Annotated in this window: 27 protein-coding genes; 2 read left to right on the top strand and 25 right to left on the bottom strand. The window is 69.5% G+C overall.

Going from position 1 to position 26,192, the window contains the following annotated elements; genetic code table 11:
* Window positions 1–369 precede the first annotated feature (369 nt).
* The 19 genes from tyrS to infC form a co-directional block, all read right to left on the bottom strand.
* Complete coding sequence (gene tyrS, locus ASE87_RS07335) at window positions 370–1,608, bottom strand: tyrosine--tRNA ligase (RefSeq protein ID WP_082452465.1); 1,239 nt, start codon at window positions 1,606–1,608, stop codon at window positions 370–372.
* A 110-nt stretch (window positions 1,609–1,718) separates the two neighbouring features.
* Window positions 1,719–2,363: a DNA-3-methyladenine glycosylase gene (locus ASE87_RS07330; protein ID WP_235472235.1), complete on the bottom strand. Its 645-nt coding sequence runs from the start codon at window positions 2,361–2,363 to the stop codon at window positions 1,719–1,721.
* Window positions 2,364–2,528: 165 nt separating this feature from the next.
* Window positions 2,529–3,995, bottom strand: a complete 1,467-nt coding sequence (argH, locus tag ASE87_RS07325) for an argininosuccinate lyase (protein ID WP_056227161.1) — start codon at window positions 3,993–3,995, stop codon at window positions 2,529–2,531.
* Window positions 3,992–5,194 carry an argininosuccinate synthase gene (locus tag ASE87_RS07320; protein ID WP_043594141.1) on the bottom strand — a complete coding sequence of 401 codons (1,203 nt, stop codon included), beginning with the start codon at window positions 5,192–5,194 and terminating at the stop codon, window positions 3,992–3,994. Before ASE87_RS07320 ends, argH begins: the two co-directional genes overlap by 4 nt.
* 53 nt (window positions 5,195–5,247) lie before the next feature.
* Complete coding sequence (argF, locus tag ASE87_RS07315; protein WP_056227159.1) at window positions 5,248–6,168, bottom strand: ornithine carbamoyltransferase; 921 nt, start codon at window positions 6,166–6,168, stop codon at window positions 5,248–5,250.
* Entirely contained in the window at window positions 6,165–7,361 is a 1,197-nt protein-coding gene (locus ASE87_RS07310; RefSeq protein WP_056227156.1) for an acetylornithine transaminase, read from the bottom strand. The genes argF and ASE87_RS07310 overlap by 4 nt, the downstream gene beginning before the upstream one ends.
* Window positions 7,362–7,363: 2 nt before the next feature.
* Window positions 7,364–8,410, bottom strand: a complete 1,047-nt coding sequence (gene argB / locus ASE87_RS07305) for an acetylglutamate kinase (RefSeq protein WP_082452459.1) — start codon at window positions 8,408–8,410, stop codon at window positions 7,364–7,366.
* Window positions 8,410–9,567, bottom strand: a complete 1,158-nt coding sequence (argJ, locus tag ASE87_RS07300) for a bifunctional glutamate N-acetyltransferase/amino-acid acetyltransferase ArgJ (RefSeq protein ID WP_056227153.1) — start codon at window positions 9,565–9,567, stop codon at window positions 8,410–8,412. Before argJ ends, argB begins: the two co-directional genes overlap by 1 nt.
* Window positions 9,564–10,613 (bottom strand): N-acetyl-gamma-glutamyl-phosphate reductase, encoded by a 1,050-nt coding sequence (gene argC, locus ASE87_RS07295; protein ID WP_056227150.1) that lies wholly within the window; start codon window positions 10,611–10,613, stop codon window positions 9,564–9,566. The genes argJ and argC overlap by 4 nt, the downstream gene beginning before the upstream one ends.
* Before the next feature lie 59 nt (window positions 10,614–10,672).
* Window positions 10,673–13,183, bottom strand: a complete 2,511-nt coding sequence (pheT, locus tag ASE87_RS07290) for a phenylalanine--tRNA ligase subunit beta (RefSeq protein ID WP_056227147.1) — start codon at window positions 13,181–13,183, stop codon at window positions 10,673–10,675.
* Entirely contained in the window at window positions 13,183–14,223 is a 1,041-nt protein-coding gene (pheS, locus tag ASE87_RS07285) for a phenylalanine--tRNA ligase subunit alpha (RefSeq protein WP_056227144.1), read from the bottom strand. The genes pheT and pheS overlap by 1 nt, the downstream gene beginning before the upstream one ends.
* Window positions 14,224–14,317: 94 nt before the next feature.
* Window positions 14,318–15,235, bottom strand: a complete 918-nt coding sequence (locus ASE87_RS07280; RefSeq protein ID WP_082452458.1) for an amino acid ABC transporter permease — start codon at window positions 15,233–15,235, stop codon at window positions 14,318–14,320.
* Window positions 15,232–15,900: an amino acid ABC transporter permease gene (locus ASE87_RS07275; RefSeq protein WP_056227141.1), complete on the bottom strand. Its 669-nt coding sequence runs from the start codon at window positions 15,898–15,900 to the stop codon at window positions 15,232–15,234. Before ASE87_RS07275 ends, ASE87_RS07280 begins: the two co-directional genes overlap by 4 nt.
* Before the next feature lie 75 nt (window positions 15,901–15,975).
* On the bottom strand, window positions 15,976–16,839 hold the full coding sequence (locus ASE87_RS07270) for a glutamate ABC transporter substrate-binding protein (RefSeq protein WP_056227138.1): 864 nt from the start codon (window positions 16,837–16,839) through the stop codon (window positions 15,976–15,978).
* A gap of 102 nt (window positions 16,840–16,941) precedes the next feature.
* Window positions 16,942–17,679, bottom strand: coding sequence for an amino acid ABC transporter ATP-binding protein (locus tag ASE87_RS07265; RefSeq protein ID WP_056227135.1), 738 nt, complete (start codon window positions 17,677–17,679; stop codon window positions 16,942–16,944).
* A gap of 129 nt (window positions 17,680–17,808) precedes the next feature.
* On the bottom strand, window positions 17,809–18,609 hold the full coding sequence (locus ASE87_RS07260) for an RNA methyltransferase (protein ID WP_043596747.1): 801 nt from the start codon (window positions 18,607–18,609) through the stop codon (window positions 17,809–17,811).
* A 125-nt stretch (window positions 18,610–18,734) separates the two neighbouring features.
* The gene (gene rplT / locus ASE87_RS07255) at window positions 18,735–19,121 is read right to left on the bottom strand and encodes a 50S ribosomal protein L20 (protein ID WP_043596706.1); all 387 of its coding nucleotides are present in this window, start codon (window positions 19,119–19,121) and stop codon (window positions 18,735–18,737) included.
* Window positions 19,122–19,151: 30 nt separating this feature from the next.
* The gene (rpmI, locus tag ASE87_RS07250) at window positions 19,152–19,346 is read right to left on the bottom strand and encodes a 50S ribosomal protein L35 (protein WP_043596704.1); all 195 of its coding nucleotides are present in this window, start codon (window positions 19,344–19,346) and stop codon (window positions 19,152–19,154) included.
* Window positions 19,347–19,349: 3 nt separating this feature from the next.
* On the bottom strand, window positions 19,350–20,000 hold the full coding sequence (gene infC / locus ASE87_RS07245; protein ID WP_082060163.1) for a translation initiation factor IF-3: 651 nt from the start codon (window positions 19,998–20,000) through the stop codon (window positions 19,350–19,352).
* Between the two features lie 378 nt (window positions 20,001–20,378).
* Between infC and ASE87_RS07240 the strand changes: the two genes are divergently transcribed.
* Entirely contained in the window at window positions 20,379–20,711 is a 333-nt protein-coding gene (locus tag ASE87_RS07240) for a DUF1844 domain-containing protein (protein WP_043596743.1), read from the top strand.
* A gap of 135 nt (window positions 20,712–20,846) precedes the next feature.
* Here the strand turns inward: ASE87_RS07240 and ASE87_RS07235 are convergent, their stop codons facing one another.
* The 6 genes from ASE87_RS07235 to ASE87_RS07210 all read right to left on the bottom strand — a co-directional run bounded on the left by ASE87_RS07235 (window position 20,847) and on the right by ASE87_RS07210 (window position 25,277).
* A complete protein-coding gene (locus tag ASE87_RS07235) occupies window positions 20,847–21,650 on the bottom strand; it encodes an SseB family protein (RefSeq protein ID WP_056227132.1) in 804 nt (267 codons plus the stop codon).
* Window positions 21,650–22,396 (bottom strand): bifunctional 1-(5-phosphoribosyl)-5-((5-phosphoribosylamino)methylideneamino)imidazole-4-carboxamide isomerase/phosphoribosylanthranilate isomerase PriA, encoded by a 747-nt coding sequence (gene priA, locus ASE87_RS07230; protein WP_043596701.1) that lies wholly within the window; start codon window positions 22,394–22,396, stop codon window positions 21,650–21,652. Before priA ends, ASE87_RS07235 begins: the two co-directional genes overlap by 1 nt.
* A 67-nt stretch (window positions 22,397–22,463) precedes the next feature.
* A complete protein-coding gene (gene hisH / locus ASE87_RS07225) occupies window positions 22,464–23,102 on the bottom strand; it encodes an imidazole glycerol phosphate synthase subunit HisH (protein WP_043596699.1) in 639 nt (212 codons plus the stop codon).
* Window positions 23,099–23,716 (bottom strand): imidazoleglycerol-phosphate dehydratase HisB, encoded by a 618-nt coding sequence (hisB, locus tag ASE87_RS07220; protein ID WP_056227220.1) that lies wholly within the window; start codon window positions 23,714–23,716, stop codon window positions 23,099–23,101. The genes hisH and hisB overlap by 4 nt, the downstream gene beginning before the upstream one ends.
* A gap of 5 nt (window positions 23,717–23,721) precedes the next feature.
* The gene (locus tag ASE87_RS07215) at window positions 23,722–24,807 is read right to left on the bottom strand and encodes a histidinol-phosphate transaminase (protein WP_056227130.1); all 1,086 of its coding nucleotides are present in this window, start codon (window positions 24,805–24,807) and stop codon (window positions 23,722–23,724) included.
* Window positions 24,808–24,908: 101 nt separating this feature from the next.
* Window positions 24,909–25,277 (bottom strand): LysM peptidoglycan-binding domain-containing protein, encoded by a 369-nt coding sequence (locus ASE87_RS07210; protein ID WP_056227127.1) that lies wholly within the window; start codon window positions 25,275–25,277, stop codon window positions 24,909–24,911.
* A gap of 272 nt (window positions 25,278–25,549) precedes the next feature.
* On the opposite strand from ASE87_RS07210, the gene lexA reads away from it, so the two are divergent.
* Window positions 25,550–26,192, top strand: a 643-nt coding sequence (lexA, locus tag ASE87_RS07205) for a transcriptional repressor LexA (RefSeq protein ID WP_082452457.1), incomplete at its 3' end; no start/stop codon positions are given.

Below are 26,192 nucleotides of genomic sequence, written 5' to 3'. Positions count from 1 at the left end.
ATTTCCAGTCCCCACATCGTGAAGACCAGCGCCTGGCGTTGACCAGAGGATGGAGTTGAAACCCTACCACACGATTCTCAAGTCGCAAACGACTTGTTCTCGGGGAGGATGCCACCACTTGAGGCCGGGAAGCTCCGGATCTGAACCATCACTGGTCGCTGTCCTAGCCGCTCCGCCGCACCTTTGGGCTGACTCGGATTACTTTACACAGCCCCATACCCCCACCCCAAACACCCATGCATCCCGGGCGTGTCGCCCCGGAAGGCCCGGAAACGGCGGTGCGTGTCTCCCCGGGCGCCCCGGAACGAAGGGAAGCCCGCTTCCTCGAGGAGGAAGCGGGCTTCTCTGATGAATCCGACGGACGCGACGTCAGACCCGGACGGTCACTCCCGCCAACGTCTTCTTGCCGCGCCGGAGCACGACGACCCCCCCGTCGAGTCGCGAGTCCGCGACGAGGGCATCACCGTTCTCGACCCGGGCGTTGTTCACGTAGACGCCGCCCTCGGCCGTGGCCCGACGAGCGGCACCCAGGGAAGCGACGAGTCCGGTGTCGACCAACGCCTGCGCCACGGTGGTCGTCCCGTCGGCCGAGGCCGCCGGCAACTCGGCGATGGCGCTGGCGAGGGTCCCCGGATCGAGCACGGACAGATCCCCTTGGCCGAAGAGGGCTGCAGCGGCGTCGATGGCCGACTGGGTGGCCGAGGTGCCGTGGACCAGGGACGTGACGTTCCAGGCCAACGCGCGCTGCGCCTCCCGACGGAAGGGTTCGTCGGCGACCGCTTTCTCGAGTCGTTCGATCTCGGAACGCGAGAGGAACGTGAAGACCTTGAGCCGCGGGACGACGTCGGCGTCGTCGGTGTTCAGCCAGAACTGGTACATCGCGTACGGGCTGGTCAGCTCGGAGTCGAGCCAGACCGCATTGCCCTCGCTCTTGCCGAACTTGGTGCCGTCGGTGTTGGTGATCAGCGGCGTGCCGATCGCGTGCACCGAAACGCCCTCGGTACGGCGGATCAGCTCGGTGCCACTGGTGAGGTTGCCCCACTGGTCGCTGCCACCGGTCTGCAGGACGCAGTCGTAGCTGCGGTAGAGCTCACGGAAGTCGAGACCCTGGAGGATCTGGTAGCTGAACTCGGTGTAGCTGATTCCGGCATCGGAGTTCAGACGCGCGGCCACGGCGTCTTTCTTGAGCATCGTGTTGACGCGGAAGTTCTTGCCGATGTCGCGCAAGAACTCGATGGCGCTGAGCGGGGACGTCCAGTCGAGGTTGTTCACCACCCGGAGACCGTTGTCACCGTCGGGCGAGAGGAACTTCTCGACGTGCACACGGATGCGGTCGACCCACTCGGCCGTCTGCTCGGGTGTCTTGAGCACCCGTTCAGCGGTCGGACGCGGATCGCCGATGAGACCGGTGGACCCACCCACGAGACCCAGGGGCCGGTGACCGGCGAGCTGGAGCCGACGCATGGTGAGCAACTGCACGAGGTTGCCGAGGTGAAGGCTGGGGGCGGTCGGGTCGAAACCGCAGTAGTACGTGATCGGCGGACCGGCGAGCAGGGTCTTCAGGGCGTCGGCGTCGGTCGACACGTGCACCAGACCGCGCCACTGCATCTCGTCCCACACGTCGTCGAACGAGGGATCGTTGCTCTGGGCGGCCAGGACGTCTGCGGTCGTTTCACTGGTCACCTGCGAAACGCTACCAGCGACCACCGTCTGCGCCTTCACGCCCCACCGCGCCCTCGCGAGACGGCAGCGCGGTACGGAGAGACCGTCGGATCACCCTCGAGCGAGAACCGCCACGGGAACGCGTCACCACCGGCGTGACCCGACACACCGACACGCGGGCCGGCGGCGACCGGGCCGACCGGTGCGGACGGGAGGCGAAGACGGAACCGCGCCTCCTGACCGGGGGTGTCGGCGACGAGGCGTGAGCCGTCGTCGCCGAGCTCGATGCCGAGCGCGGAACCCAGTCGGCCGGGACCGCGAGCCAGGTCGGCCGGGGTCCGCGACGTCGACCGGCGGGCTCGTGCCTCGTCGACGCCGGCCACCACCTCGCCCGAACGCAAGAGGACACCGGACGCGTAGCCCTCGGGCCCACACACGATGTTGACGCAGCGGTGGATGCCGTAGGACAGGTACACGTAGAGCGTTCCGCCGCGTTCGAACATGCTGTTGTTGCGCGCCGACCGGCCCCGGTGGGCATGCGATCCGGGGTCCTGCCCCTGACCGTGGTAGGCCTCGACCTCGGTGAGGCGCATCCCCACGCCACCCGACCAGAAGACCGAGCCCAGGAGGCGCGGCGCGACGGCCAGCGCCGGTTCGGCCAGCAGTGCCGCGAGCACGTCGTCGTCGGGTGTCGTCGTCACCGCTCCCCCGTGACCACCGCGATCATCGCGGTCAGAAGAAGCGTTGGCCGCTCGCGGCCGCGATTACCGCGACGGCGACCAGCACCGCCACGGCGATCGCGACGACGACCGGCACGACCCAGGCGCGGACCGGCCGGTCGTCCCGAGACCCCGGTCGCCGACGACTCACGCCGCCGCCGGGGCGAGGGCCTGGACGAGGTGGCGCATCTGCTCGGTCAGCTGTACGAGCTGCTCGGCGACCCGCTCGGGAGCCGTGCCGCCGGCCCCTCGACGGCTGGCGATCGAGCCCTCGACCGTCAGGACGGGCCGGATCTCGGGCGTGAGATGCGCCGAGATCGACCGGTACTGCTCGTCGGTGGGCTCGTGCAGCTCGAGGTCGTGCTGTTCACAGAACCGCACCAGCTCGCCGCTGATCTCGTGTGCGTCACGGAACGTGACCCCCTGACGGACGAGCCACTCGGCGACGTCGGTCGCGAGTGAGAATCCCTGCGGCGCGAGCTCGGCCATGCGGACCTCGTCGAAATCGAGGGTCGCCACCATGCCCGTGAACGCCGGGAGCAGCACCTCGAGCTGGCTGACCGAGTCGAACACCGGCTCTTTGTCTTCTTGGAGATCTCGGTTGTAGGCCAGGGGCAGCCCCTTGAGCGTCGCGAGCAGACCCGTCAGGTTGCCGATGAGCCGCCCCGACTTGCCGCGCGCGAGCTCGGCGATGTCGGGGTTCTTCTTCTGCGGCATGATGCTCGACCCGGTCGAGAACGCGTCGTGCAGACGGACGAAGCCGAATTCGCGGGTGTTCCAGAGGATGATCTCTTCGGCCAGCCGCGAGAGGTCGATGCCGACGGACGCCATGACGAACGCGAACTCCGACACGACGTCACGACTGGCCGTCGCGTCGATCGAGTTCTCGGTCGTGCGGTCGAAGCCCAGATCGGTCGCGACGAGGAACGGGTCGAGCCCCAGCGAACTACCCGCGAGGGCACCCGCTCCGTACGGCGAGGCACCGGCCCGTCGCGACCAGTCGCGCAGGCGCTCGAGGTCGCGGACCAGAGGCCAGGCGTGGGCGAGGAGGTGGTGCGCCAGCAGCACCGGTTGGGCGTGCTGCAGGTGCGTCCGGCCGGGCATCACGGCCGTCGGGTGGGCCGTCGCCTGACCGGCGATCGCGTCGACCAGGTCGACGACCTGCCGACCGATGACGCGGGCGTGGTCGCGCAGGTACAAGCGCACCAGCGTCGCGATCTGGTCGTTGCGGCTACGCCCCGCCCGGAGCTTGCCGCCGAGCTCGGCACCGGCGATGCCGATGAGGCCCCGCTCGAGGGCGGAGTGCACGTCCTCGTCGGTCTCGGCCGCGGTGAACGTGCCGTCGAGCACGTCGGACTCGAGCCGGTCGAGCGCCGACAACATGGCGTCGAGCTCGGACGCGTCGAGGTAACCCGCCGCCGCCAGACCCCTGGCGTGTGCGCGCGACCCGGCGATGTCGTACGAGGCCAGCTGCCAGTCGAACTGCGTCGACTTGCTCAGCGCGGCGAGCTCGGCGGACGGCCCGGAGGCGAAGCGGCCGCCCCAGAGGGCGCCCGCCTCGCCTGCTCGCTCGTTCTTGCCCGACCCTTCGCCGAGCCCGCTCGCGTCGGTCACGCCCCGTGGGCCAGGTCGCGACGAGCCGAGATCTTGCTGGGCAGCGACCAGATCTCGATGAAGCCCTTCGACAAGGACTGGTCGAAGGTGTCGCCCGTGTCGTAGGTCGCGAGGTCGAAGTCGTAGAGGCTCGCGTCGCTCTTCTGCCCGGTGACGACCGCGCGTCCGCCCTGCAGCTTGAGACGGATCTCGCCCGACACGTACTTCTGCGTGTCGTCGATGAAGACGTCGAGCGAGCGCTTGAGACCCGAGAACCACAAGCCGTCGTAGACCAGGTTCGACCATTCGGCCTCGACCCCGCGCTTGTAGCGGCCGAGGTCGCGCTCGATGGTCAGCGCCTCGAGCGCCTCATGCGCCGCGATCAAGGCCATCGCGCCGGGTGCCTCGTAGACCTCGCGGCTCTTGATGCCGACGAGACGGTCCTCGACGACGTCGATGCGGCCGACGCCGTGCTTGCCGGCGAGCTCGTTCATGCGCTCGACGATGCCCAGCGGGGTGAACGCCACGCCGTCGATCGCCGTCGGGACTCCGGCCTCGAACGTGATGACGACCTCGTCGGCGTCCTTGACGACGGCCGGGTCTTGCGTGTACTCGTACAGGTCCTCGATGGGAGCGTTCCAGGGGTCCTCGAGGAACCCGGTCTCGACCGCACGGCCCCAGACGTTCTTGTCGATCGAGTAGGGGTTCTTGGCGCTCTGGCGGATGGGGAGGTTGTGCTCTTCCGCGTAGACGATCGCCTTGTCGCGGGTGAGGGCCAGGTCACGGACCGGGGCGATGCTCGTCAGGTCGGGGGCGAGGGCCGCGACGGCCGCCTCGAAGCGGACCTGGTCGTTGCCCTTGCCGGTGCAACCGTGGGCCACGCTGTTCGCACCGAGCTCTTTCGCGACCGATGCCAGGTGGCGGGCGATCAGCGGACGGCTGAGGGCGGACACCAGCGGGTAGGTCTTCTGGTACAGCGCGTTGGCCTTGAGGGCCGGCATCAGGTAATCGGTGCCGAACTCTTCTTTGGCGTCGACGACGACCGATTCGACCGCACCGCAGTCGAGGGCGCGCTGTCGGATGTCTTCCATGTCCTCTCCGCCCTGTCCGACGTCGACGGCGAGGGCGACCACCTCTTTTCCGGTGGCATCGGCCAACCAGCCGATGCCGACCGAGGTGTCGAGGCCCCCTGAGTATGCGAGTACGACGCGTTCCGCCATGGTTCTCCTTGTGTGGTGTGGGTGTGTCTACGTGTGTGAGGTGGTGGGGGTGCTCAGCGGGCCAGCAGCCAGGTGAGCAACGCCTTCTGGGCGTGCAGCCGGTTCTCGGCCTCGTCCCAGATGACGCTGGTCGGGCCGTCGATGACGTCGGCCGTGACCTCGTACCCGCGGTCGGCGGGGAGGCAGTGCAGGAAGATCGCGTCGTCGTCGGCCTGAGCCATCAACGCCTGGTCGACCTTGAACGATCCGAAGACGGCGACTCGCTCGTCTTTCTCGTCCTCCTTGCCCATCGAGACCCAGGTGTCGGTCACGACGACGTCGACGCCGGCGACGGCCTCGGTCGCGTCGGTCGTGACGAGCACCGAGCCGCCCGTCCGCGTGGCGATGGCCTCGGCGTCGGCGACGACGGTCGGGTCGGGCAGGAAGCCCTCGGGGGCGCCGATGCGGACGTGCATGCCTGCGGTCGCGCAGGCCAGCAGGTACGACTGGCCCATGTTGCAGCGTCCGTCACCGACGAACGCCACCGAGAGCCCGGCGAGCGTGCCCTTCTTCTCGCGGATGGTCTGCAGGTCGGCGAGCAGCTGACACGGGTGGAAATCGTCGCTCAACGCGTTGACGACGGGCACGGTCGTGCCGGCCGCCATCTCTTCGAGGCCGGACTGCGCGTAGGTGCGCCAGACGATGGCGGACACCATGCGCTCGAGCACGCGCGCCGTGTCGGAGGGAGTCTCCTTGCCGCCGAGCTGGCTGTTCGCGGTGGCGATGATCAGCGGGCTGCCGCCGAGGTCGGCGATGCCGACCGCGAACGACACCCGAGTACGGGTCGACGACTTGTCGAAGATGACGGCGACGGTCTGAGGACCGGCCAGCGGGCGCTGCGACCAGCGGTCGCGCTTGAGCTCGTCGGCGAGGTCGAGCACCTCGAGCTGCTCGGCCGTGGTCAGGTCGTCGTCCCGGAGGAAGTGGCGGGTCATTCGAGGCCTTTCAGGACGGTGGTCATGATCTGGGTGAACTCGGCGATCTCGTCGTCGCCGACGATCAGAGGAGGCGCCAGGCGGATACTCGAGTCGTTCGGTGCGTTGACGATGAGGCCGGCCTCGAGGGCGTCGGCGGCGATCTGCGCCGCGACGGGCTGCGCCAGCCCGAGGCCGATGAGGAGGCCGTTGCCCCGGACCTCGCGGACGAGGGGCGAACCGATGGATGCGATCGCCGCACGAAGCTGATCTCCCCTGACGATCGCGTTCAGCACGAGCTGGCTGGCCTCGATCTCGCCGAGCACGGCGTTGGCCGCGGCGGTGGCGAGGGGGTTGCCGCCGAAGGTGCTGCCGTGCTGCCCGGCCTCGAACAGGTCGGACGTGTCGCCGAAGGTGATGAGCGCACCGATGGGGACTCCCCCGGCGATGCCCTTGGCGACGGTGATGGCGTCAGGGACGATGTCGTGCTGCTGGAAGGCGAACCACGAGCCGGTCCGGCCGATGCCGGTCTGGATCTCGTCGAGGATCAGCAGGGCCCCGTGCTCCGTGGTGAGTTCGCGGGCGCGCTCGAGGTAGCCCTCGGGCAGGTCGACGACGCCGGCCTCGCCCTTGATCGGCTCGACGAACAGGGCGGCCACCGTACCGTCGAGGGCCGCTTCGAGTGCCTCGACGGTCGTGTCGATGTGCTCGACCCCGGGCATCATCGGCTCGAACGGTTCGCGCAGCGCCGGCTTGCCGGTCAGCGCGAGCGAGCCCATGGTGCGCCCGTGGAACGAGTTCTGCAGGGCGAGGATGCGGGTGCGCGAGCCGTCACCGCGGTGGAGGCGAGCCAGTTTGACCGCGGCCTCGTTGGCCTCGGCTCCGCTGTTGCCGAAGTAGACGCGCCCACGCTCGCCGGCGCCGCTGATGCGGGTCAGCCGTTCGGCGAGCTCGACCTGCGGGGCCGTCGCGAAGTAGTTGGAGACGTGGATCAGCTTGCTCGCCTGCTCGGTGAGCGCCTCGACGAGCACCGGGTGGGCGTGTCCGAGGGCGTTCACGGCGATGCCCGCCAGGAAGTCGAGGTAACGCTTGCCGTCGACGTCCCAGACCTGGCAGCCTTCGCCGCGGTCGAGCATCACCTTCGGAGTGGACAGCGAACGCATCATCGAGTCGCCGAATCGGCGCTGCCAGGTACCGCCTTGGGTCTGGATCATGGTCACGACTGTCCTTTCGTGTCGGTGCCGCTCGCGGCAGGGCCACCCGGGGCGGTGCCCCCGGTGGTGACGATCTCGCCGGCGGAGGTGCCGAACGAGGTGACGACGGGGGCGCCGGTCGACGCCGCCCGGTCGTCGGGGACCACCTCGGTGCCCGACCCGCGTTGGGTGAACACCTCGAGGAGGATCGAGTGCGGGATGCGACCGTCGATGATGGTCGCTCCTCCGACGCCACCGACGACCGAGTCGAGGCAGGCGCGCATCTTGGGGATCATGCCCGACTCGAGGGTCGGGAGCATGTCGGTGAGGGCCGACACCGTGATGGCCTCGACGAGCGAGTCGCGGTTCGGCCAGTCGGCGTAGAGCCCGGCGACGTCGGTCAGGACGACGAGCTTGGCCGCACCGAGGGCGATGGCCAGGGCCCCCGCCGCCGCGTCGGCGTTGACGTTGAGGGCGTGCTCGGGATCGATCGTGTTCGTCGCGATCGACGACACCACGGGGATGCGCCCCGCCTCGATCTCGGCCAGCACCGACGACGGGTCGACGTGTGTCACGTCGCCCACGTGTCCCAGGTCGAAGGTCTCGCCGTCGACCACGACACCGCGCTTGCGACCCTGGAACAAGGTCGAGCCCTCGCCGGAGACACCGCGGGCCAGGTCGCCGTGCTCGTTGATCAGGTCGACGATCTCGCGGTTGACCTCGCCGGCCAGGACGTCGCGCACGACCGAGATCGCCTCGGTCGACGTGTAGCGGTAGCCGCCCCGGAACTCGCTCTCGATGCCGGCGGCGTCGAGGGCGGCCGAGATCTGCGGTCCCCCGCCGTGGACGACCACCGGGTGCAACCCGGCGTACCGCAGGTAGACCATGTCCTCGGCGAACGCCTGCTTGAGGGCGTCGTCGACCATGGCGTTGCCGCCGAACTTCACGACGACGACCTTGCCCGAGAAGCGCTTCAGCCAGGGCAGGGACTCGATCAGGGTCGAGGCCTTGACCGCCGCGAGCTCTTGCTCGTCGGCCGCCGTGGCGCCGGTGCTCGTGTGGACGCCCATCAGCTGGAGTACGCGCTGTTCTCGTGCACGTAGTCGTGCGTGAGGTCGTTCGTCAGGATGGTCGCCTCGACCGGCCCCGTCTTCAGGTCGACGAGCACGTGGACCGCTCGCGGCGTCAGGTCGACGTCGTCGCTCGGCCGATCGGGTGCCCCGGCGTGGCAGACGCGGACGCCGTTGATGGTCACGTCGACGTCGTACGGGTCGAACTCGGCCGACGTGGTGCCGATGGCGGCGAGCACGCGACCCCAGTTGGGGTCGTTGCCGAAGACGGCTGCCTTGAACAGGTTGTTGCGGGCGATCGAACGGCCCACCTCGACGGCGTCGTCGTCGGACGCCGCCCCCACGATCTCGATGCGGATGTCGTGCGAGGCACCCTCGGCGTCGGCCTGCAACTGCTCGGCGAGGTCGGCACAGAGCGCCGTGACCGCCGCCGCGAAGTCGCCGGCAGGAGGCGCGACACCGGACTCGGCGCTGGCCAACAACACGACGGTGTCGTTCGTCGACATGCAGCCGTCCGAGTCGAGACGGTCGAAGGTGACCCGGGTCGCCTCGCGGAGCGCGGAGTCGAGATCGGACGCGTCGACGTCGGCGTCCGTCGTGAGTACCACGAGCATCGTGGCGAGGCCGGGGGCGAGCATGCCCGCGCCCTTGGCCATTCCGCCGACGACCCAGCCGTCACCCGAGACGACGGCCTGCTTGGGCTTGGTGTCGGTCGTCATGATGGCCGTGGCGGCATCGAGGCCGCCGTCGACCGACAGGGCACCGGCCGCGGCCGTGGAGCCGCTCAGCACCTTGTCGCGGAAGGTCTGGTCGCCGACGCCGATGAGGCCCGTCGAGCAGACGAGGACATCCGTCGCCGACAGCTCGAGGGCGGCGGCGACGGTCTCGGCCGTGGAGTGGGTCGTCTGGAAGCCGAAGGCTCCCGTGAAGCAGTTGGCGCCTCCCGAATTGAGGACGACGGCGTCGACGCGACCGTCGGCTATGACCTGCTGGGACCACAGGACGGGGTTCGCCTTGGCCCGGTTGCTGGTGAAGACGGCCGCTGCAGCCGTGCTGCGACCTCGGTTGACGACCAGGGCGACGTCCGGCGCGCCCGAACTCTTGAGGCCGGCGACGACGCCGGAGGCCTCGAAGCCGGCTGCTGCGGTGACGCTCACGGGGCGACTCCGTTCTGGCCGAGGCCGGTGGTCTCGGGCAGGCCGAGCGCGATGTTGGCGGACTGGACGGCGGCACCGGCCGTGCCCTTGACGAGGTTGTCGAGGGCCGTGACCACGACGACGCGGTCCGCGGCCTCGTCGACGGCGAGTCCGATCAGGGCGGTGTTGGCCCCGATCGTGTCGGCCGTCCGGGGGAACTCGCCGTCGGGCAGGAGGTGCACGAAGGGCTCGTTCGCGTAGGCCTGCTGCCAGGCCGATCGCACGTCGTGGGCGGTGACGCCCGGCGCGAGACGAGCGGTCGTCGTGGCGAGGATGCCCCTGGCCATCGGGACGAGCACCGGGGTGAACGAGACGTTCACCTCGGTGGCACCGGCCACGCGGAGGTTCTGCTGGATCTCGGGGATGTGACGGTGGCTGCCACCCACGCCGTAGGCCGACGCCGACCCCATGAGCTCGCTCGCCAGCAGGTGCGTCTTCAGCGCCTTGCCCGCCCCGGACGGGCCCACGGCCAGCACGGTGACGATGTCGGCGGTCTCGACGACCCCGGCCTGCACACCGGGTGCGAGTCCCAGGGTGACGGCCGTGACGTTGCAGCCGGGGACCGCGATGCGCTTGACACCGGCCAGGACGTCACGCTGGCGCCCCGGGGTGTCCCCCAGGACGAGCTCGGGCAGACCGTACGACCACGCCCCGTAGAACTCGCCGCCGTAGAACGCCTGCCAGGCGGACTCGTCGGTCAGGCGGTGGTCGGCCCCGCAGTCGACGACGAGCGTGTCGTCGGGCAGCTGGGCGGTGATCGCCCCCGACTTGCCGTGGGGAAGGGCGAGGAAGACGACGTCGTGCCCCGAGAGGGCTTCGGGCGTCGTGTCGACCAGGGTCAGGTGCGACAGCGAGCGCAGATGCGGCTGGACCGCGAGGAGTGGCTGACCGGCGTTCTGGAACGCGGTGACGGTCTGCACCTCGAAGTCGGGATGATCGGCCAGCAAGCGCAGGAGCTCACCACCGGCGTAACCACTCGCGCCGGCCACGGCAACGGAGAAAGGCATGCGTCCACCCTAATGTTCGAATTCGGCCTGAGATCAGGGGCGGCGGCGCCGGGCGAGTGTCAGTCGCGGAGCGCCGCCCCGAATCGCTCGCCGGCCAGGCGGACGGAGCCGGACTTGGCCTCGGAGGCCTCGGCCGCGGTGAGGGTGCGGTCGTCGGCCCGGAAACGCAGGGCAAAGGTGAGCGACTTCGACGCGTCGGGCAGTCCGGCACCTCGGTAGTCGTCGACCAGCCGGACCCTCTCGAGCAGAGGGCCCGCACCCTCGCGCACGGTCGCGAGCACGTCGCCCGCGGGGACGTCGACGCCCACCACGAGGGAGAGGTCCTGGGTCGCCGCGGGGTAGGACGACAGGGCCGAGGTGACCGGCTCGACGACGGCGAGGGCGATGAGGCGATCGAGGTCGAGCTCGGCCACGGCGACCACCCGGGGCAGGTCGAGCTCGGCTGCCACGCTGGGCAGCAGCTCGCCCGCGATGCCCACGACCTCGTCGCCGACGAGCACCTCGGCCGTACGGCCGGGGTGCAGCGACACGTGACTGGCCTGACGAAAGGTGACCTCGGCGGCGACGGCGGACGTGGCGACGCGCACGGCGTCGAGCACGTCGGCGAGGGACGCCGGGACGGCGGATTGCCCAGGGGCGTGATCGACGACCGTGCCCACCGTCAGGAGGCCGAGGTGTCGCGGTTGGGGCGGCAGGGCATCGGCGAGGGCGACCAGCGTGGCGTCGTCGGGGCGGGCGGCCCCGAACGGGACCTCGTCGCTGCCGTAGACGACGCCCTCGTCAGGCAGGAAGACCGTGCCCACCTCGAACACCGAGAGGTCGACGAGACCGCGACCGAGGTTGCGACGGGCGACCTCGAGCAGCCCCGGCACCAGCGACCGACGCAGTTCGGGCGCTGCCGAGTCGAGAGGGTTGGCGAGGCGGACGGCGGGCCGTTCGGCGCCGTCGGCCGAGCCGAAGGCGAGGTTCTGGGCCGAGGAGACGAACGGGTACGCCGCGACCTCGGTCGAGCCGGACGCGGCGAGCCCGTTCGACACCTGCCGACGCAGCTGTTGTTCGCGCGACAACCCACGACCGGCCGGGGCGACGGGCAGGACGGACGGGATGCGGTCGTAACCCGTGATGCGAGCGACTTCTTCGACGAGCGACGCAGAGTCGACCAGGTCGCTGCGCCAGGTCGGCGGGGTGACGAGCCAGTCGTCACCGGACCGCTCGACGCTCGCCCCGATGGCCGTGAGGGCACCGGAGACCTCGTCGTCGGTGTAGTCGACGCCCATGAGGCGCGCGGCGCGGTCGGCCGGCAGGGTGATCGTGTCGGGAGGGGTCGAGACGTCCCACCGTGACCCGAGCGTGTCGGCCGTGCCACCGGCGAACTCGACGAGCAGGTCGACCACGCGCTGGGCGGCCGCCTCGGCCACCTGCGGGTCGACACCGCGCTCGAAGCGCTTGGACGCCTCGCTCGGCAGCTTGTGGCGGCGGGCGGTCCGCGCGACCGACGTGGGGTCGAAGGTCGCGGCCTCGACGAGGACGTCGGTCGTGGTCGCACCGATCTCGGTCGAGGCACCGCCCATGACGCCGGCCAGGCCGATGGCACCCGACTCGTCGGCGATCACGAGGTCCTCGGCGTGGAGGTCGCGAACCTGGCCGTCGAGGGTCTCGAGGCGCTCGCCCGGAGCCGCCCGGCGAACGGAGAGGCCGCCGCTGACCTTGTCGAGGTCGTAGCCGTGGATCGGCTGGCCGAGCTCGAACATGACGTAGTTGGTGACGTCGACCGGCAGCGAGATGCTGCGGACCCCCGCCAGCCGCAGGCGCGACGCGAGCCACGGAGGGGTGGGACGGGTCGCGTCGATGCCGCGGACCACCTTGGTGGCGAAGGTCTGGACGCCGACGCGGTCGCGCACGGGCGCCTGGTCGTCCACGACGACCGAGAAGCCCGAGGACGCGGTCGGCGAGACGAGCGACGCGGGGTCGCGGAAGCTCGCCCCGGTGGCGTGCGAGTACTCGCGGGCCACCCCCCGGATGCTGAAGGCGTAACCCCGGTCGGGAGTGACGTTGATCTCGACCGCCGCCTCGTCGAGGCCCAGCAGCGCGATCGCGTCGGTGCCGACCTCGGGGTCGAGGCCCAGCGACGAGAGGACAAGGATGCCGTCGTGCTCGTCGCCGAGGCCGAGCTCGCGGGTCGAGGCGATCATGCCGTCGGAGACGTGCCCGTAGGTCTTGCGGGCGGCGATCGGGAAGGGCCCGGGCAGCACGGCACCGGGCAAGGACACGACGACCTTGTCGCCGACGGCGAAGTTGTGGGCGCCGCAGACGATGCCGCGGACGTCGTCCGGGTCGGTGGCCGCGTTCGGACCCACGGCGACCTGGCACCAGTTGATCGTCTTGCCGTTCTTCTGCGGCTCGGGCGTGAACTCGAGCACCTGACCGACCACGAGGGGCCCGGTCACGTCACCGACGTGGACGTCTTCTTCTTCGAAGCCGACCGACACGAGGGCAGCATGAACGCCCTCGAGCGAGACGTCGCTCGGCAGCTCGACGAACTCACCGAGCCAACTCAGCGGAACACGCATCAGACCACCATCCCGAACTGCTCGCTGAACCTGACGTCACCCTCGACCATGTCGCGCATGTCGTTGAGGTCGTTGCGGAACTGCAGCGTGCGCTCGATGCCCATGCCGAAGGCGAAGCCCTGGTACTTCTCGGGGTCGATGCCCGCCGCCCGCAGCACGTTCGGGTTGACCATGCCGCAGCCGCCCCACTCGACCCACCGCGCGCCGCCCTTGGCGTTCGGCTGCCAGACGTCCATCTCGGCGCTGGGCTCGGTGAAGGGGAAGTAGTTGGGGCGCAGCCGGATCTGTGCCTCGGCGCCGAACATCGACCGGGCGAGGTGTTCGAGGGTGCCGCGCAGGTGCGCCATCGTGAGGCCCTCGTCGACGGCGATGCCCTCGAGCTGGGTGAAGACGGGCGTGTGCGTCGCGTCGAGCTCGTCGGTGCGGAACACCCGGCCCAGCGCGACGTTGTAGACCGGCAGCTCTTTCGAGAGAAGCGTGCGGATCTGCACCGGCGACGTGTGCGTGCGCAGCACCAGGTGACGGTCGACGGGGTCGACGAAGAACGTGTCTTGCATGGCTCGGGCCGGGTGGTCGGCGTCGAAGTTCAGAGCGTCGAAGTTGAACCACTCGTGCTCGAGTTCGGGGCCCTCGTTGACCTCCCACCCCATGCCCACGAACAGGTCGGCCATGCGCTCTTGCAGCAAGGTCAGGGGATGGCGGGCCCCGGCGCGACGGCGCGACGGCAGAGCCGTGACGTCGACGGCCTCGGCCTCGAGCCGCACGGACTCCTCGATCACGGCCAGCTCGACCTCGCGCGTGGCGACGGCCTGACCGACCCGGCCTCGGGCCTGACCGACGAGTTTGCCCGCCGCGGCCTTCTGGTCGTTCGGCAGATCGCGCAGACCGGCGTTCAGGCGGGCCAGCACCGAGGCCTCGCCGACGTGCTGGGCACGGGCGGTCTTGAGCTCGGCGACGGTGGCCGCCGTGGCGATCGCCGCGAGGGCGGCGTCGACCGCCGACGCGACGGCGTCTTCGGAGAGGGGGACGGAGTCTGACACGAGAACCAAGCTTAGCGATCGTTGGGAGGCGACCCGCGCCTCCTGGTCGTGACGGACGAGGAGGCGCGGGCTGGGATCGGGTGGACGGACCGGGTCAGGTCGCGCGGCCCGACACGTGGTCGGACTCGTAGCGGCCACCGCGTCCGAACATGCCCGGGTCCTTCGGCGTGCCAGGGCGCTTCGCGACGACCGCACGCCGCCCCGTCCGTCGGTCGACGACGCGGACGACCCACGAGAGCAGGAGGTTCGTGGCGAGGTAGACGACGAGAACGACCGCGAAGAGGGTGAACGTGTACGTGCTGCCGTAGTAGGTTCCCAGACGCGTGAGACCGCTCCGGGTCAGTTCGACGTAGCCGACGATGTAGCCGAGCGAGGTGTCCTTCAACAGGACGACGAGCTGGGCCAGGATGATCGGCAGCATCTGACGGAAGGCCTGCGGGAACTCGATGGCGAAGCGCGTGCGGATCGGGGTGAGCCCGATCGCGAGGCCGGCCTCGCGTTGCCCCCTCGGCAGCGAGGCGATGCCCGCGCGCAGCGCCTCGCCGATGAGCGCCCCGTTGTAGACCGCCAGCGCCGCGACCACGGCCCAGAAGGCCCCGGTCGAGAAGACCAACAGGATGAACAGCATCATCAGCAGGACGGGCATGCCGCGGAAGAACTCAAGCAGCACCGTCGTGGGAACGCGCACCCAGGCGGATCGGGCCGTCCGGAGGAAGGAGAACAGGACGCCGATGACCACCGCGAGGACGGACGCGACGGCCGCGGCCTGGATGGTCGCCAACCAGCCCCGACCGATCGCCCGCCAGAGCGCGAGGTCACCGAGGATGTCCCACCGTGACGCGTCGAGCACGCCGGGACTCTCGGCACCGTTCGCACTGATGCGGGGGCGGCCGAGGAGGTACACGAGGTAGGCGACCAGGGCCAGGACGAGCACGACGCCGACCACCGAGATGATCCGCGAGGTGCGGCGGGCCCTCGGCCCCGGGGCGTCGTAGAGGACGGAGGTGCTCATCGGAGGACTGCGACCTTCTTCTCGACCACGGCGGCGAGACGGCCGAGCGTGATGGTGACGAGCAGGTAGAAGAACGCCACGGCGAGCAGCGTCGTGATGACGGCGTCACCACGATCGTTCGCGATGTAGCGTCCCGCGGCGAAGAGCTCGGCCACGAAGAAACCACCGGCCACCGAGGTGTTCTTGGTGAGGGCGATGAAGACGTTGATCAGCGGGGGCACGACCATGCGCATGGCCTGCGGGAGGATCACGTGGCCGAGCGTCTGGCCGAAACCGAGCCCGATGCTGCGCGCCGCCTCGGCCTGCCCGACGGGGACCCCGTTGATGCCCGACCGGATGGCCTCGGCGACGAACGGCGAGGTGTACGCCGTCAAGCCGATGACGGCCAACGGGAAGTACGTGCCGAAGTCGACTCCGAGGTACGGCAGGACGAAGGCGCAGAAGAAGAGCACGAGCGTGAGCGGGATGTTGCGCAGAGCCTCGGTGTAGACCGTCGCGAACGTGCGGAATGACGCCACGGGCGAGATGCGCAGGGCGGCCACGAAGAAGCCGATCACGAGGGCCCCGAGGCCCGACAGAACGAGCAACTGCAGCGTCGTGACGAAACCGCCCCAGAAGCGGGGCCAGTTGTCGGTCACGGCGTCGAAGCCGGGGATGACGTCCAAGGGGTTCAACGGGGTCCTTCGGTCGGGGCAGGACGCGGGCACCCGGGGCTGGTCGCCCCGAGTGCCCGCGCGGTGTCAGTCGCGGTCGATCGTGGGGGGCGTCGGGGTGTCGAGCACCTTGCCCGCGGTCTTCTCCCACAGCTCGTCCCAGGTGCCGTCGTCCTCGGCGTCCTGGAGCGTGTCGTTCACGAACATGCGGAAGTCGGTGTCGTCGAGTGCCAGACCGATGCCGTAGGGCTCTTCGGTGAAGGTCTCCCCCACGACCTCGAACTCGCCCTCGTTCTGGTCGGCGAGGCCGGCCAGGATGACGTTGTCGGTCGTCACGGCCGACACCGCACCGGTGCGGAGGGGCTCGAGGCAGTTCGAGTACGTGTCGGTCGCGAGGATGTCGGTGGTGTACTCGGCCACGTTCTTCTCGCTGGTCGAGCCGCTGACGGTGCAGACCTTCTTGCCGGCCAGGTCGTCGGCGGACTCGATCCCCTCGGGGTTGCCGTCGAGCACGAGCAGGTCTTGACCGGCCGTGTAGTACGGGCCGGCGAACGAGACGACCTTCTTGCGATCGTCGTTGATCGTGTAGGTCGCGATGACGAGGTCGACCTGGCCGTTCTGGATGAACGGCTCGCGGTTGGCCGAGACGGTCTCGACCCACGTGATCTTGTCGGCTTCGATGCCGAGCTTCGCGGCGACGAGCTTGCCGATCTCGGCGTCGAAGCCCTCGGGCACGCCGTCGGGGTTGGCCAGGCCGAACAGCGGCTGGTCGAACTTGGTGCCGATGGTGATCTCACCGGCGTCGGCGAGGCGGGCCATGGTGCTGCCTTCGGCGAAGTCGGCCGGCGTCTCGACGTCGACGGCCGGGGCCGACGAGTCGGTGCAGGCCGTGAGGCCCAGGACCACGGCGGCTGCTGCGGCTACGGCGACGAATCCCTTGCTGAGTCGCATTCTGATCTCCTTGCTGGGTGACCCGGACGCCGGGCGGCGATCGGGTGTCGTGGGCCGGCTGTTCGGGTGCCGGGTGGCGAGCGCGGACTCGGCCGCGCCCGCTCAGTGCGTGAGGATCTTCGCGAGGAAGTCCTGGGCGCGGGTCGACTGGGGGTCGGTGAAGAACTTCTCGGGCGTCGCCTCCTCGACGATCTGACCGTCGGCCATGAAGACGACGCGATCGGCGGCCTTGCGCGCGAACCCCATCTCGTGGGTGACGACGATCATCGTCATGCCGTCCTTCGCGAGCTGCACCATGACGTCGAGCACCTCGGTGATCATCTCGGGGTCGAGTGCGCTGGTGGGCTCGTCCAGGAGCATCACCTTGGGGTCCATCGCCAGTGCCCGGGCGATCGCGACACGCTGCTGCTGCCCGCCCGAGAGCTGGGACGGCATCTTGTCGGCCTGGTTCGCGACGCCGACCCGCTCGAGCAACTGCATCGCCCGCTCGCGCGCCTCGGCCTTGGTGCGCTTCCGCACCTCGAGCTGGCCCAGCATGACGTTCTCGAGGATGGTCTTGTGCGAGAAGAGGTTGAAGCTCTGGAACACCATGCCGACGTCGGCGCGCAGGCGGGCGAGAGCCGCGCCTTCTTCGGGCAGACGCGTGCCGTCGATCGTGATGACGCCGTCGTCGATGGTCTCGAGGCGGTTGATCGCCCGGCAGAGGGTCGACTTGCCCGAACCGCTCGGGCCGATCACGACGACCACCTCGCCCTTGCCCACCGTCGTGGTGATGTCCTTCAGGACGTGGAGGTCACCGAAGTGCTTGTTGACGTGGTCGACCACGACGAGGGGTTCCATGCGCCCACACAAACAGACCCCCAGGTCGGGGTCAAATTCACAGTGGATTCTTAATGAAAACGAAACGCCGCGTCCCACCGCGACGAGAGCGCACGGCCCGACCCGCGCCTCCTGCGGGACGAGGAGGCGCTAGCTGCGGTGGGCGAAGGCGCTCTCGTAGAGGCACACCGAGGCCGCCGTCGCGAGGTTCATCGATTCGGCGTGACCGTAGATGGGCACGACCAGGGCGCGGTCGGCACGCGCGAGGTCCGCGTCGGTGAGACCTCGGGCCTCGTTGCCGAAGAGCCAGGCGGTCGGCTCGGCGAGCACGCCCTCGGTGCGGGCGGCGAGCAGGTCGTCTCCCTTGACGTCGGCGGCGAGCACCTGGAGGCCGGCTTCACGACACCGGTCGACGATCGCGGGCAACTCGACGCCCACGGCGACCGGCACGTGGAACAGCGAACCCGTCGTGGACCGGACGACCTTGGGGTTGTAGAGGTCGACGCTGCGACCGGTCATGATGACGGCGTCGGCGCCCGCGGCGTCCGCTGCCCGGATGATGGTGCCCGCGTTGCCGGGGTCGCGGACTTCTTCGAGGATCACGACGAGCTTCGGCTCGGCCGCGAAGACGTCCTTCACCGACGTGGGGAACTGCCGACAGACGGCGACGATGCCCTGCGGCGTGACCGTGTCGGCCATGGCCTCGAGCACCGGCTCGGTGACGAACTGGACGTCGATGCCCTCCGCGTCGGCGGCGACCGCCACCTCGGGGTAACGCTCGAGAGCGGTCGGGGTGCCGAAGAGTTCGACGATCAGCTCGGGCCGGAAGGCCAGGGCCTCACCGACCGACTGCGGCCCTTCGAGCAGGAACGTGCGGGTCTCGGTGCGAGCGTCGCGCTTCGAGAGCTTGGCCACCGCCCGGACTCGGGGTGAACGGGGATTGTCGAGCAGGGAGTCGTGGGGCACCCGTCCATGATGCCGCACGAGGACCATCGCCTGCCGCGGACGCACGAGACCCGACGGCGACACCGGCATGGGTGTCGGGCCGTCGGGCCTCGAGGGTGGTGCGGGTGCGACTACGCGGCGACCTTGGGGGCCGAGGTGTCGGCGGGCAGCGCGGCCTTGGCGGTGGCGACGAGCGACGCGAACGTGGCGGGCTCGTTGACGGCCAGCTCGGCCAGGATGCGACGGTCGACCTCGACGCCGGCCAGGGACAGACCCTGGATGAGGCGGTTGTAGGTCAGGCCGTTCGCACGCGACGCGGCGTTGATGCGCTGGATCCACAGACGACGGAACTCGCCCTTGCGCGCACGACGGTCACGGTACGAGTAGACGAGCGAGTGCGTGACCTGCTCTTTGGCCTTGCGGTACAGGCGCGAACGCTGACCGCGGTAACCCTCGGCACGCTCGAGGATGACGCGACGCTTCTTGGCGGCGTTGACCGCTCTCTTGACTCTTGCCATTTTCTTGTTCCTCTACGTTCGTGTCAGCGGTCAGTGACCGAGAAGCTTCTTGGCGACCTTGGCGTCGGCGGGAGCGAGCACCTGGTCCTGGTTCAGGCGAGCCTTGCGCTTGGCGCTCTTCACCTCGAGGTTGTGGCGCATGCCGGCCTGCTGCTTCATGATCTTGCCGGAACCGGTGACCTTGAAGCGCTTCTTGGCGCCGGAGTGGGTCTTCTGCTTGGGCATGTCTTACTTACTTTCTTCTGTCGGTCGCTCGGCCGGTGCATCGGCCGGGACCTCGTCGGACGTCGGGTGCTTCGGCGGCTTGTTGGCCGCCTTGCGAGCTTCTGCCTCGGCCTTGGCCTCGGACTTGTTCTTGTGCGGGCCGATGACCATCACCATGTTGCGGCCGTCGATGGTGGGCGTCGACTCGACGCTGCCCCACTCGGAGACGTCTTCGGCGAAGCGCTGGAGGAGGCGGACACCCTGGTCGGGACGCGACTGCTCGCGACCACGGAACAGGATCATGGCCTTGACCTTGTCGCCGCCCTGGAGGAAGCCCTCGGCGCGCTTGCGCTTCGTCTCGTAGTCGTGCTTGTCGATCTTCAGGCGGAAACGGACCTCTTTGAGGATCGTGTTCGCCTGGTTGCGACGGGCTTCTTTCGCCTTCTGCGCAGCCTCGTACTTGAACTTTCCGTGATCCATGATCTTGGCCACGGGAGGCTTCGAGTTGGGGGCCACCTCGACCAGGTCGAGCTCGGCCTCTGCGGCGAGACGCAGGGCCATGGCGATGGGAACGACGCCGATCTGCTCACCTGCGGGCCCGACGAGGCGGACCTCGGGGACGCGGATACGGTCGTTCGTACGGGGATCGCTGATGCGGAACTCCTCTGTCGTCATTTCTGCATCTGGCGGGGCCGGACGGCCTCACCAGAGAAAGAGGAGTTTCGTGCGCGCACCGTCTGACGACGCATCACACCGCACCCTGGCTGCTCGATCGCCGTCTGCCCGATGCCTCTGACGAGGAACCAGGTGGAACGGTGGTGCTGATCGAACGGGGTGCCAACAACCCGGTAACCTTGTCTAACGGTCAAGCGCGGGTGGGAGAATCTCCACTTTCGCACGGAGCAGACGCTCCGAGCCTGGACGAGTTTAGCAGAGGATCAGTTCGTGAGCCACTCCCCCGACGACGCACCCATTCCCGACGCCCGCTTCGGCGATCCGGCACCCACCACGTCGCCCGACACCTCCCCCGCGACGGCGCGGTTCGAGGACGATCTGCACTTCGGCGACGACGCCGCCCGCGACATCGCCGACGTCAACGCGGTCGAGGTCATCAACACCGTGTGCGTCCACCTGATGAGCGCCGCCGCGGTGAAGGTCGGCCTGGCCGACGACCCGCAGCGACAGACCGACCTCGACGAGGCCCGCAAGCTCATCACCTCCCTCGCCGGACTCGTGACCGCCAGCGCACCCGAGATCGGCGACCAGCACGCCCGGGCGCTCCGCGACGGCCTGCGATCGCTGCAACTCGCCTTCCGTGAGGCGTCGGCCATCCCCGACGCGATCGGCCAGGGCCCCGGCGAGAAGTACACCGGCCCCGTCAACTGAGCCGAGCGTCGTCGCCTGAACCGCGCGTCCCCAGGCCCGCGCCTCCCCTGATCGGTGCGTCGCCAGATCCACGCGTCCCGTGATCCGCGCGCCCAGGGGCCATCCGGCTCCCCCGCCCCGACGGACGGCTCTTCCTCAGCCCGGGACGACCTTCACCGACATGCTGTCGACCCGGTCGGCGATCACCGGATCGGCGGCCCAGGCCGCCTGCAGTCGCTGCAGCAGCGCTTGCAGGGCGTCGCGGTCCAGACCGGGCGCCACGCCCAGCTGGACGACGATCTCGGGCGCACCGAGTCGTGCGTCTCGATAACCGGGCGCGACGACCAGGCTGACCAGCGCCTCCTCGTCGCGTGACACGTCGAGGAACGCGCGCAGGACGTCCTCGTCATGATGGCTCGGCACCCACGGCAGGCCTTGCGCGACCGCCCAGACGGCCGGACGGCGCAGACCGAACTCCGTGATCGATCCGGGGTCGATCACGACGCGGTCGGTCGACTCCGAGGCGGCCGCGAGGGCCACGCGCCGAGCCTCCACCGGCACCGGCCGGGCAGCAGGACGCCACCGCGTCAAGGTCTCGACCGAGGTGAAGGCCGGCAACACGTCCCGGCCGTCCGGACCGGAGACCGTGACGATGGAGAGCTCCTGCGTCTTGTCGATGCGGCGACCGTGGTCGTCGTGACCTTCGTCTCCCGCCACGGCGACCAGCGGCACGAGCAGGCGCGCCGGGCGGAGGGCGTCGACGACCTCGCTCTCTCCGAGCCGCCCCTCGCGGAACCCGAGGAGGGCGTCGAGCAGGTGCGGGTCCGCGGACCCGTCGTCGCCGGCGTGCGCCGTGTCGTGATGGTCGAAGGTGCGCCCGGCCCACGGCCGCCCGGCGCTGTCACGGCCGTGGCCGGGATCGTCGTGTGCGTGCCCCGGTCCGCCCGGCGCGGTGGTCATCAGTTCGACGCGACGTCGAGGGCTGCGCCGAGGGTGAAGGCTCCCGAGTAGAGCGCCTTGCCGACGATGGCGCCCTCGAGTCCCTGCGGCACGAGCTCACGCAGAGCCACGAGGTCGTCGAGGCTCGAGATCCCCCCCGAGGCGATCACCGGACGATCGGTGTGCTCCATCACCTGACGCAGCAGGTCGACGTTGGGACCCTGGAGCGTGCCGTCCTTCGTCACGTCGGTCACGACGTAGCGCGCACAGCCGGCCTCTTCGAGCCGGGCGAGGACGGTCCAGAGATCGCCGCCCTCTTCGGTCCAGCCCCGCGCCGCCAGCGTGGTGCCGCGGACGTCGAGCCCCACGGCCACCGCCTCTCCGTACTCGGCGATGACGTGGGCGGCCCATTCGGGGTTCTCGAGGGCCGCGGTGCCGAGGTTGATGCGCTTCACGCCGGTGCTCAACGCGTCCTCGAGGGACTTGTCGTCGCGGATGCCCCCGCTGAGCTCGACGTTGACGCCCTTGACCTGCTTGATGACCCTCTTGATCACGGCGCGGTTGTCACCGCGCCCGAAGGCGGCGTCGAGGTCGACCAGATGCAGCCATTCGGCGCCCTGGCTCGCCCAGTCGTCGGCTGCCGAGACCGGGTCGCCGTAGTTCGTCTCGCTGCCGGCCTCACCCTGGGTCAGGCGCACGGCCTGACCACCCGCCACGTCGACGGCGGGGAACAGGGTCAGGGCGGGGGTGGTGCAGAACTCGCTCATGTCGTCTCTCTCACAGCGCCGGGGCACCGCAGGGTCAGGAGGCGCGATCGGGTCGGTCGCGTCGGGGTCAGAGGGTGCCGAGCCAGTTCGAGAGCAACCGGATGCCCGGCTGCCCCGACTTCTCGGGGTGGAACTGCGTCGCCCAGAGCGGGCCGTTCTCGACGGCGGCGACGAAACGGCCGCCGTGGTCGGCCCAGGTCACGTGCGGCTCGGTGAAGGGACGGATCACGTCGAGGGACCACTCTTGCGCGGCGAACGAGTGGACGAAGTAGAACCGCTCGTCGGCCACACCGTCGAACAGCACACTGCCCTCGGGCACGTCGACGGTGTTCCAGCCCATGTGGGGCAGGACGTCGGCCTTCAGTTCGTCGACCACCCCGGGCCACGCCCCGAGGCCACCGGTGCTGTTGCCGCGTTCGACGCCGCCCTCGAAGAAGACCTGCATGCCGACGCAGATGCCCATGACCGGACGCCCGCCGGCCAACCGTCGGTCGATCAGCTCACCACCGCGAACAGACTCGAGCTGGCTCATGACGGCCGCGAAGGCGCCGACACCGGGGACGAAGAGGCCGTCGGCCGCCTGCACCCGGGCACGATCGGACGTGAGCTCGACGTCGGCACCCGCGAGCTCGAGGGCCTTGACGGCCGAGTGGACGTTGCCGCTGCCGTAGTCGAGGACGACGACGGAGGGACGGGCGCCGGTCACAGGGCGCCCTTCGTCGACGGGATGCCACTGACGCGAGGGTCGGGCTGGACGGCCTGACGGAGCGCCCGGGCGAACGCCTTGAACTCGGCCTCGGCGATGTGGTGCGGATCACGCCCGCCCAGCACACGGACGTGCACGGTGATGCCCGCGTGGAAGGTGATCGCCTCGAAGACGTGCCGGACCATCGAGCCGGTGAAGTGCCCGCCGATGAGGTGGTACTCGAAGCCCTCTGGCTCACCCGTGTGCACGAGGTACGGACGCCCCGACACGTCGACGACCGCCTGCACGAGGGCCTCGTCGAGCGGGACGAGCGCGTCACCGTAGCGCGAGATGCCCGATTTGTCGCCGAGCGCCTGCTTCAAGGCGGTGCCGAACGTGATGCCGATGTCTTCGACGGTGTGGTGGACGTCGATGTGCGTGTCGCCCTTGGCGGTGACCTCGAGGTCGATCAGGGAGTGCTTCGACAACGCCGTCAGGAGGTGGTCGAAGAACGGCACCGACGAGTCGACCGTCGATCGGCCCGAACCGTCGAGGTCGAGGGCGAGCGTGATGCTGGACTCGCTCGTCTCGCGCGAGAGGGAGGCGGTACGGGAGGCACGGGTCGTCTCGGTCACGTCGGTCACGAAGAGAGCCTAATGTCGCGGAGCGCCTCGAGGAACGCGGTGGTCTCGGCCTCGGTGCCCGCGCTGACCCTGAGGTGGTTCGGGATGCCGAGGTTGCGGACGATGACGCCCCGTTCGAGCAGACGCTCGAAGACGTCGGTCGGATCGTCGACCCCACCGAAGAGCACGAAGTTCGACCAGGTGGGCCACGGCTCGTACCCGAGCTCGGTCAACTCGTGCACGATGCGGTCACGCTGGGCCTTGATGTCGTCGACCATGGCGAGCATCTCGCTCGCGTGCGAGAGCGCGGCGACGGCCGCCGCCTGCGTCAGGGACGAGAGGTGGTACGGGAGGCGCACGAGACGCAACGCGTCGGCCACGGCCGGGTGCGCGGCCAGGTAGCCGACCCGGGCACCCGCGAACGCGAACGCCTTGCTCATCGTGCGGGACACGACCAGCCGTTCGCGGCCCGCCAGGAGGGTCAGTGCCGTCGGCTGATCGGCCGGCATGAACTCGGCGTAGGCCTCGTCGACGAAGACGATGCCGTCCGTCGCGTCGTAGGCAGCCTCGATCGTGGCGAGGTCGAGAGGGGTGCCCGTGGGGTTGTTCGGTCCGCAGAAGAAGACGATGTCGGGACGGGTGCGCTCGATCTCGGAGACCGCGGTCTCGGGAGAGATGCGGAACCCCTCGTCACGACGCCCCTCGACCCACCGGCTGCCGGTGCCCGTGGCGATGATCGAGTGCATCGAATACGTGGGAGGGAACCCCAGGACCGAGCGGCCCGGGCCACCGAAGGCCTGGAGGAGCTGCTGGATGACCTCGTTGGAGCCGTTCGCCGCCCAGATGTTGTCGCGGGTCAGATCGTGCCCGAGGTAAGCCGCCAGCGAGTCGCGCAGCGTCGTGAACTCGCGATCGGGGTACCTGTTGACGTCGAGAACCGCCCGGGCCACCGACTCGACGATGTCACGTGCGACGTCTTCGGGAATGGGATGCGTGTTCTCGTTGACGTTGAGAGCGACCGGGACCTTCTTCTGGGGAGCGCCGTACGGCGTCAATCCCCGGAGATCGTCACGGATGGGCAGGTCGTCGAGACTGAAGGACACCCCACCATCGTACGGGCGGGCCGACGATGTGTCGGGGCTGTCGCCATCGCGGAGACACCATGCCTGAGGGCCGGACCGCCCACTTCGTCGGCGACGACGCGTCAGCGAGCGTACTGAGCGGGGACCGCGAGGCTCTGACCGGCGGAGACCTCGGCGCTCGGGAGGTTGTTGAGCGAGACGAGGTCGGCGATGACGTCGCGAGGATCGGCGTCGGGGTCGATCTCTGACGCGACCTGCCAGAGCGTCTCGCCACCGTCGACGGTCACGTGCTGGAACTCGGTGACACCAGTCGTGTCGGACGCGACCGCGCCGCCGCCGTTGAGGACGAGCGCGCCTGCCACGACGACGAGCGGGACCGCCACGAGCGCGGCGACGACCGCGCGGCCCCGCCGGGTGATGCGCAGACGCGTGCGCACGACTCGGGTCGAGTCGACGGGGGACGCAACTGCTGATGCTGAGGTGACGCTCATGAGGTGGTCCTTTCACCGTGGAAGACAGGGGACGAGTTCGTGCCCGGCACTCGGCCGGGAATGCCGGACACGAAGACGTGTTCCGAACATACATTCGATTGCCGGTGCTTTCAACCCCTGTGATGTGTGATCCCGGTCGAAATTGGTGGGGATCTGCGAGCGAGAACGCGACACACTCGAACATGTGTTTTGTCGACACCGCCTGATCGGATACGGTTTCGATCGGTGGTAGGAGTCAAACAGGGACCACCGACATCGACGGCAGGAGACCCATGAGCGACCCGAAGCGCATCCCGCAGGCGGCCCCCGACGCCCCCCGTCAGCTCGATCCCGGCGTCCTCCCCCGCAAGGAGTTGACGGCGAAGCAAGCGTCGATCCTCGCCGCCATCACCGAGAGCATCGGCCACCGCGGGTATCCCCCGAGCATGCGCGAGATCGGCGACGCCGTCGGCCTCAAGTCCCTGTCGAGCGTCACGCACCAGTTGAACCAGCTCGAACTCGCCGGCAAGATCCGCCGTGACCCGAACCGTCCCCGAGCCCTCGAGGTCCTCGTGGACGCGACGGCCCCGGCGGTGGCTCCGGCCACGGTCTTCACGACGAGTGACGACGGCGACACGGCTCACGTCCCCATGGTGGGACGGATCGCCGCCGGCATCCCCATCACGGCCGAGCAGCAGATCGAGGACGTGATGCCCCTACCGCGTCAACTCGTCGGCAAGGGCGAACTGTTCATGTTGCGGGTGGTCGGCGACTCGATGATCGACGCGGCCATCTGCGACGGGGACTGGGTCGTCGTACGGCAGCAGCAGGACGCCGAGAACGGTGACATCGTCGCGGCCATGCTCGACGACGAAGCGACCGTCAAGGTGTTCCGCCAGCGAGACGGCCACACCTGGTTGCTTCCCCGCAACAGTG

This window comes from Frigoribacterium sp. Leaf44 (genome assembly GCF_001421865.1).
Taxonomy (GTDB): domain Bacteria; phylum Actinomycetota; class Actinomycetes; order Actinomycetales; family Microbacteriaceae; genus Frigoribacterium.
The sequence above is the reverse complement of the archived record's forward strand: the minus strand, read 5'-3'. Positions and strand labels throughout refer to the sequence as shown.

What these genes read in the sequence shown, in the direction of transcription:
- ASE87_RS07310 (WP_056227156.1), bottom strand. Translation starts at nt 7,361, where the DNA reads ATGATCCAGACCCAAGGCGGTACCTGGCAGCGCCGATTCGGCGACTCG.
- pheT (WP_056227147.1), bottom strand. Translation starts at nt 13,183, where the DNA reads ATGCGTGTTCCGCTGAGTTGGCTCGGTGAGTTCGTCGAGCTGCCGAGC.
- ASE87_RS07210 (WP_056227127.1), bottom strand. Translation starts at nt 25,277, where the DNA reads ATGAGCGTCACCTCAGCATCAGCAGTTGCGTCCCCCGTCGACTCGACC.
- priA (WP_043596701.1), bottom strand. Translation starts at nt 22,396, where the DNA reads ATGAGCGAGTTCTGCACCACCCCCGCCCTGACCCTGTTCCCCGCCGTC.
- rpmI (WP_043596704.1), bottom strand. Translation starts at nt 19,346, where the DNA reads ATGCCCAAGCAGAAGACCCACTCCGGCGCCAAGAAGCGCTTCAAGGTC.
- argB (WP_082452459.1), bottom strand. Translation starts at nt 8,410, where the DNA reads ATGGGCGTCCACACGAGCACCGGCGCCACGGCGGCCGACGAGCAAGAG.
- ASE87_RS07280 (WP_082452458.1), bottom strand. Translation starts at nt 15,235, where the DNA reads ATGAGCACCTCCGTCCTCTACGACGCCCCGGGGCCGAGGGCCCGCCGC.
- ASE87_RS07320 (WP_043594141.1), bottom strand. Translation starts at nt 5,194, where the DNA reads ATGGCGGAACGCGTCGTACTCGCATACTCAGGGGGCCTCGACACCTCG.
- ASE87_RS07270 (WP_056227138.1), bottom strand. Translation starts at nt 16,839, where the DNA reads ATGCGACTCAGCAAGGGATTCGTCGCCGTAGCCGCAGCAGCCGCCGTG.
- rplT (WP_043596706.1), bottom strand. Translation starts at nt 19,121, where the DNA reads ATGGCAAGAGTCAAGAGAGCGGTCAACGCCGCCAAGAAGCGTCGCGTC.
- infC (WP_082060163.1), bottom strand. Translation starts at nt 20,000, where the DNA reads ATGACGACAGAGGAGTTCCGCATCAGCGATCCCCGTACGAACGACCGT.
- tyrS (WP_082452465.1), bottom strand. Translation starts at nt 1,608, where the DNA reads ATGCAGTGGCGCGGTCTGGTGCACGTGTCGACCGACGCCGACGCCCTG.
- argC (WP_056227150.1), bottom strand. Translation starts at nt 10,613, where the DNA reads ATGCCTTTCTCCGTTGCCGTGGCCGGCGCGAGTGGTTACGCCGGTGGT.
- ASE87_RS07265 (WP_056227135.1), bottom strand. Translation starts at nt 17,679, where the DNA reads ATGGAACCCCTCGTCGTGGTCGACCACGTCAACAAGCACTTCGGTGAC.
- ASE87_RS07235 (WP_056227132.1), bottom strand. Translation starts at nt 21,650, where the DNA reads ATGACCACCGCGCCGGGCGGACCGGGGCACGCACACGACGATCCCGGC.
- argF (WP_056227159.1), bottom strand. Translation starts at nt 6,168, where the DNA reads ATGACCCGCCACTTCCTCCGGGACGACGACCTGACCACGGCCGAGCAG.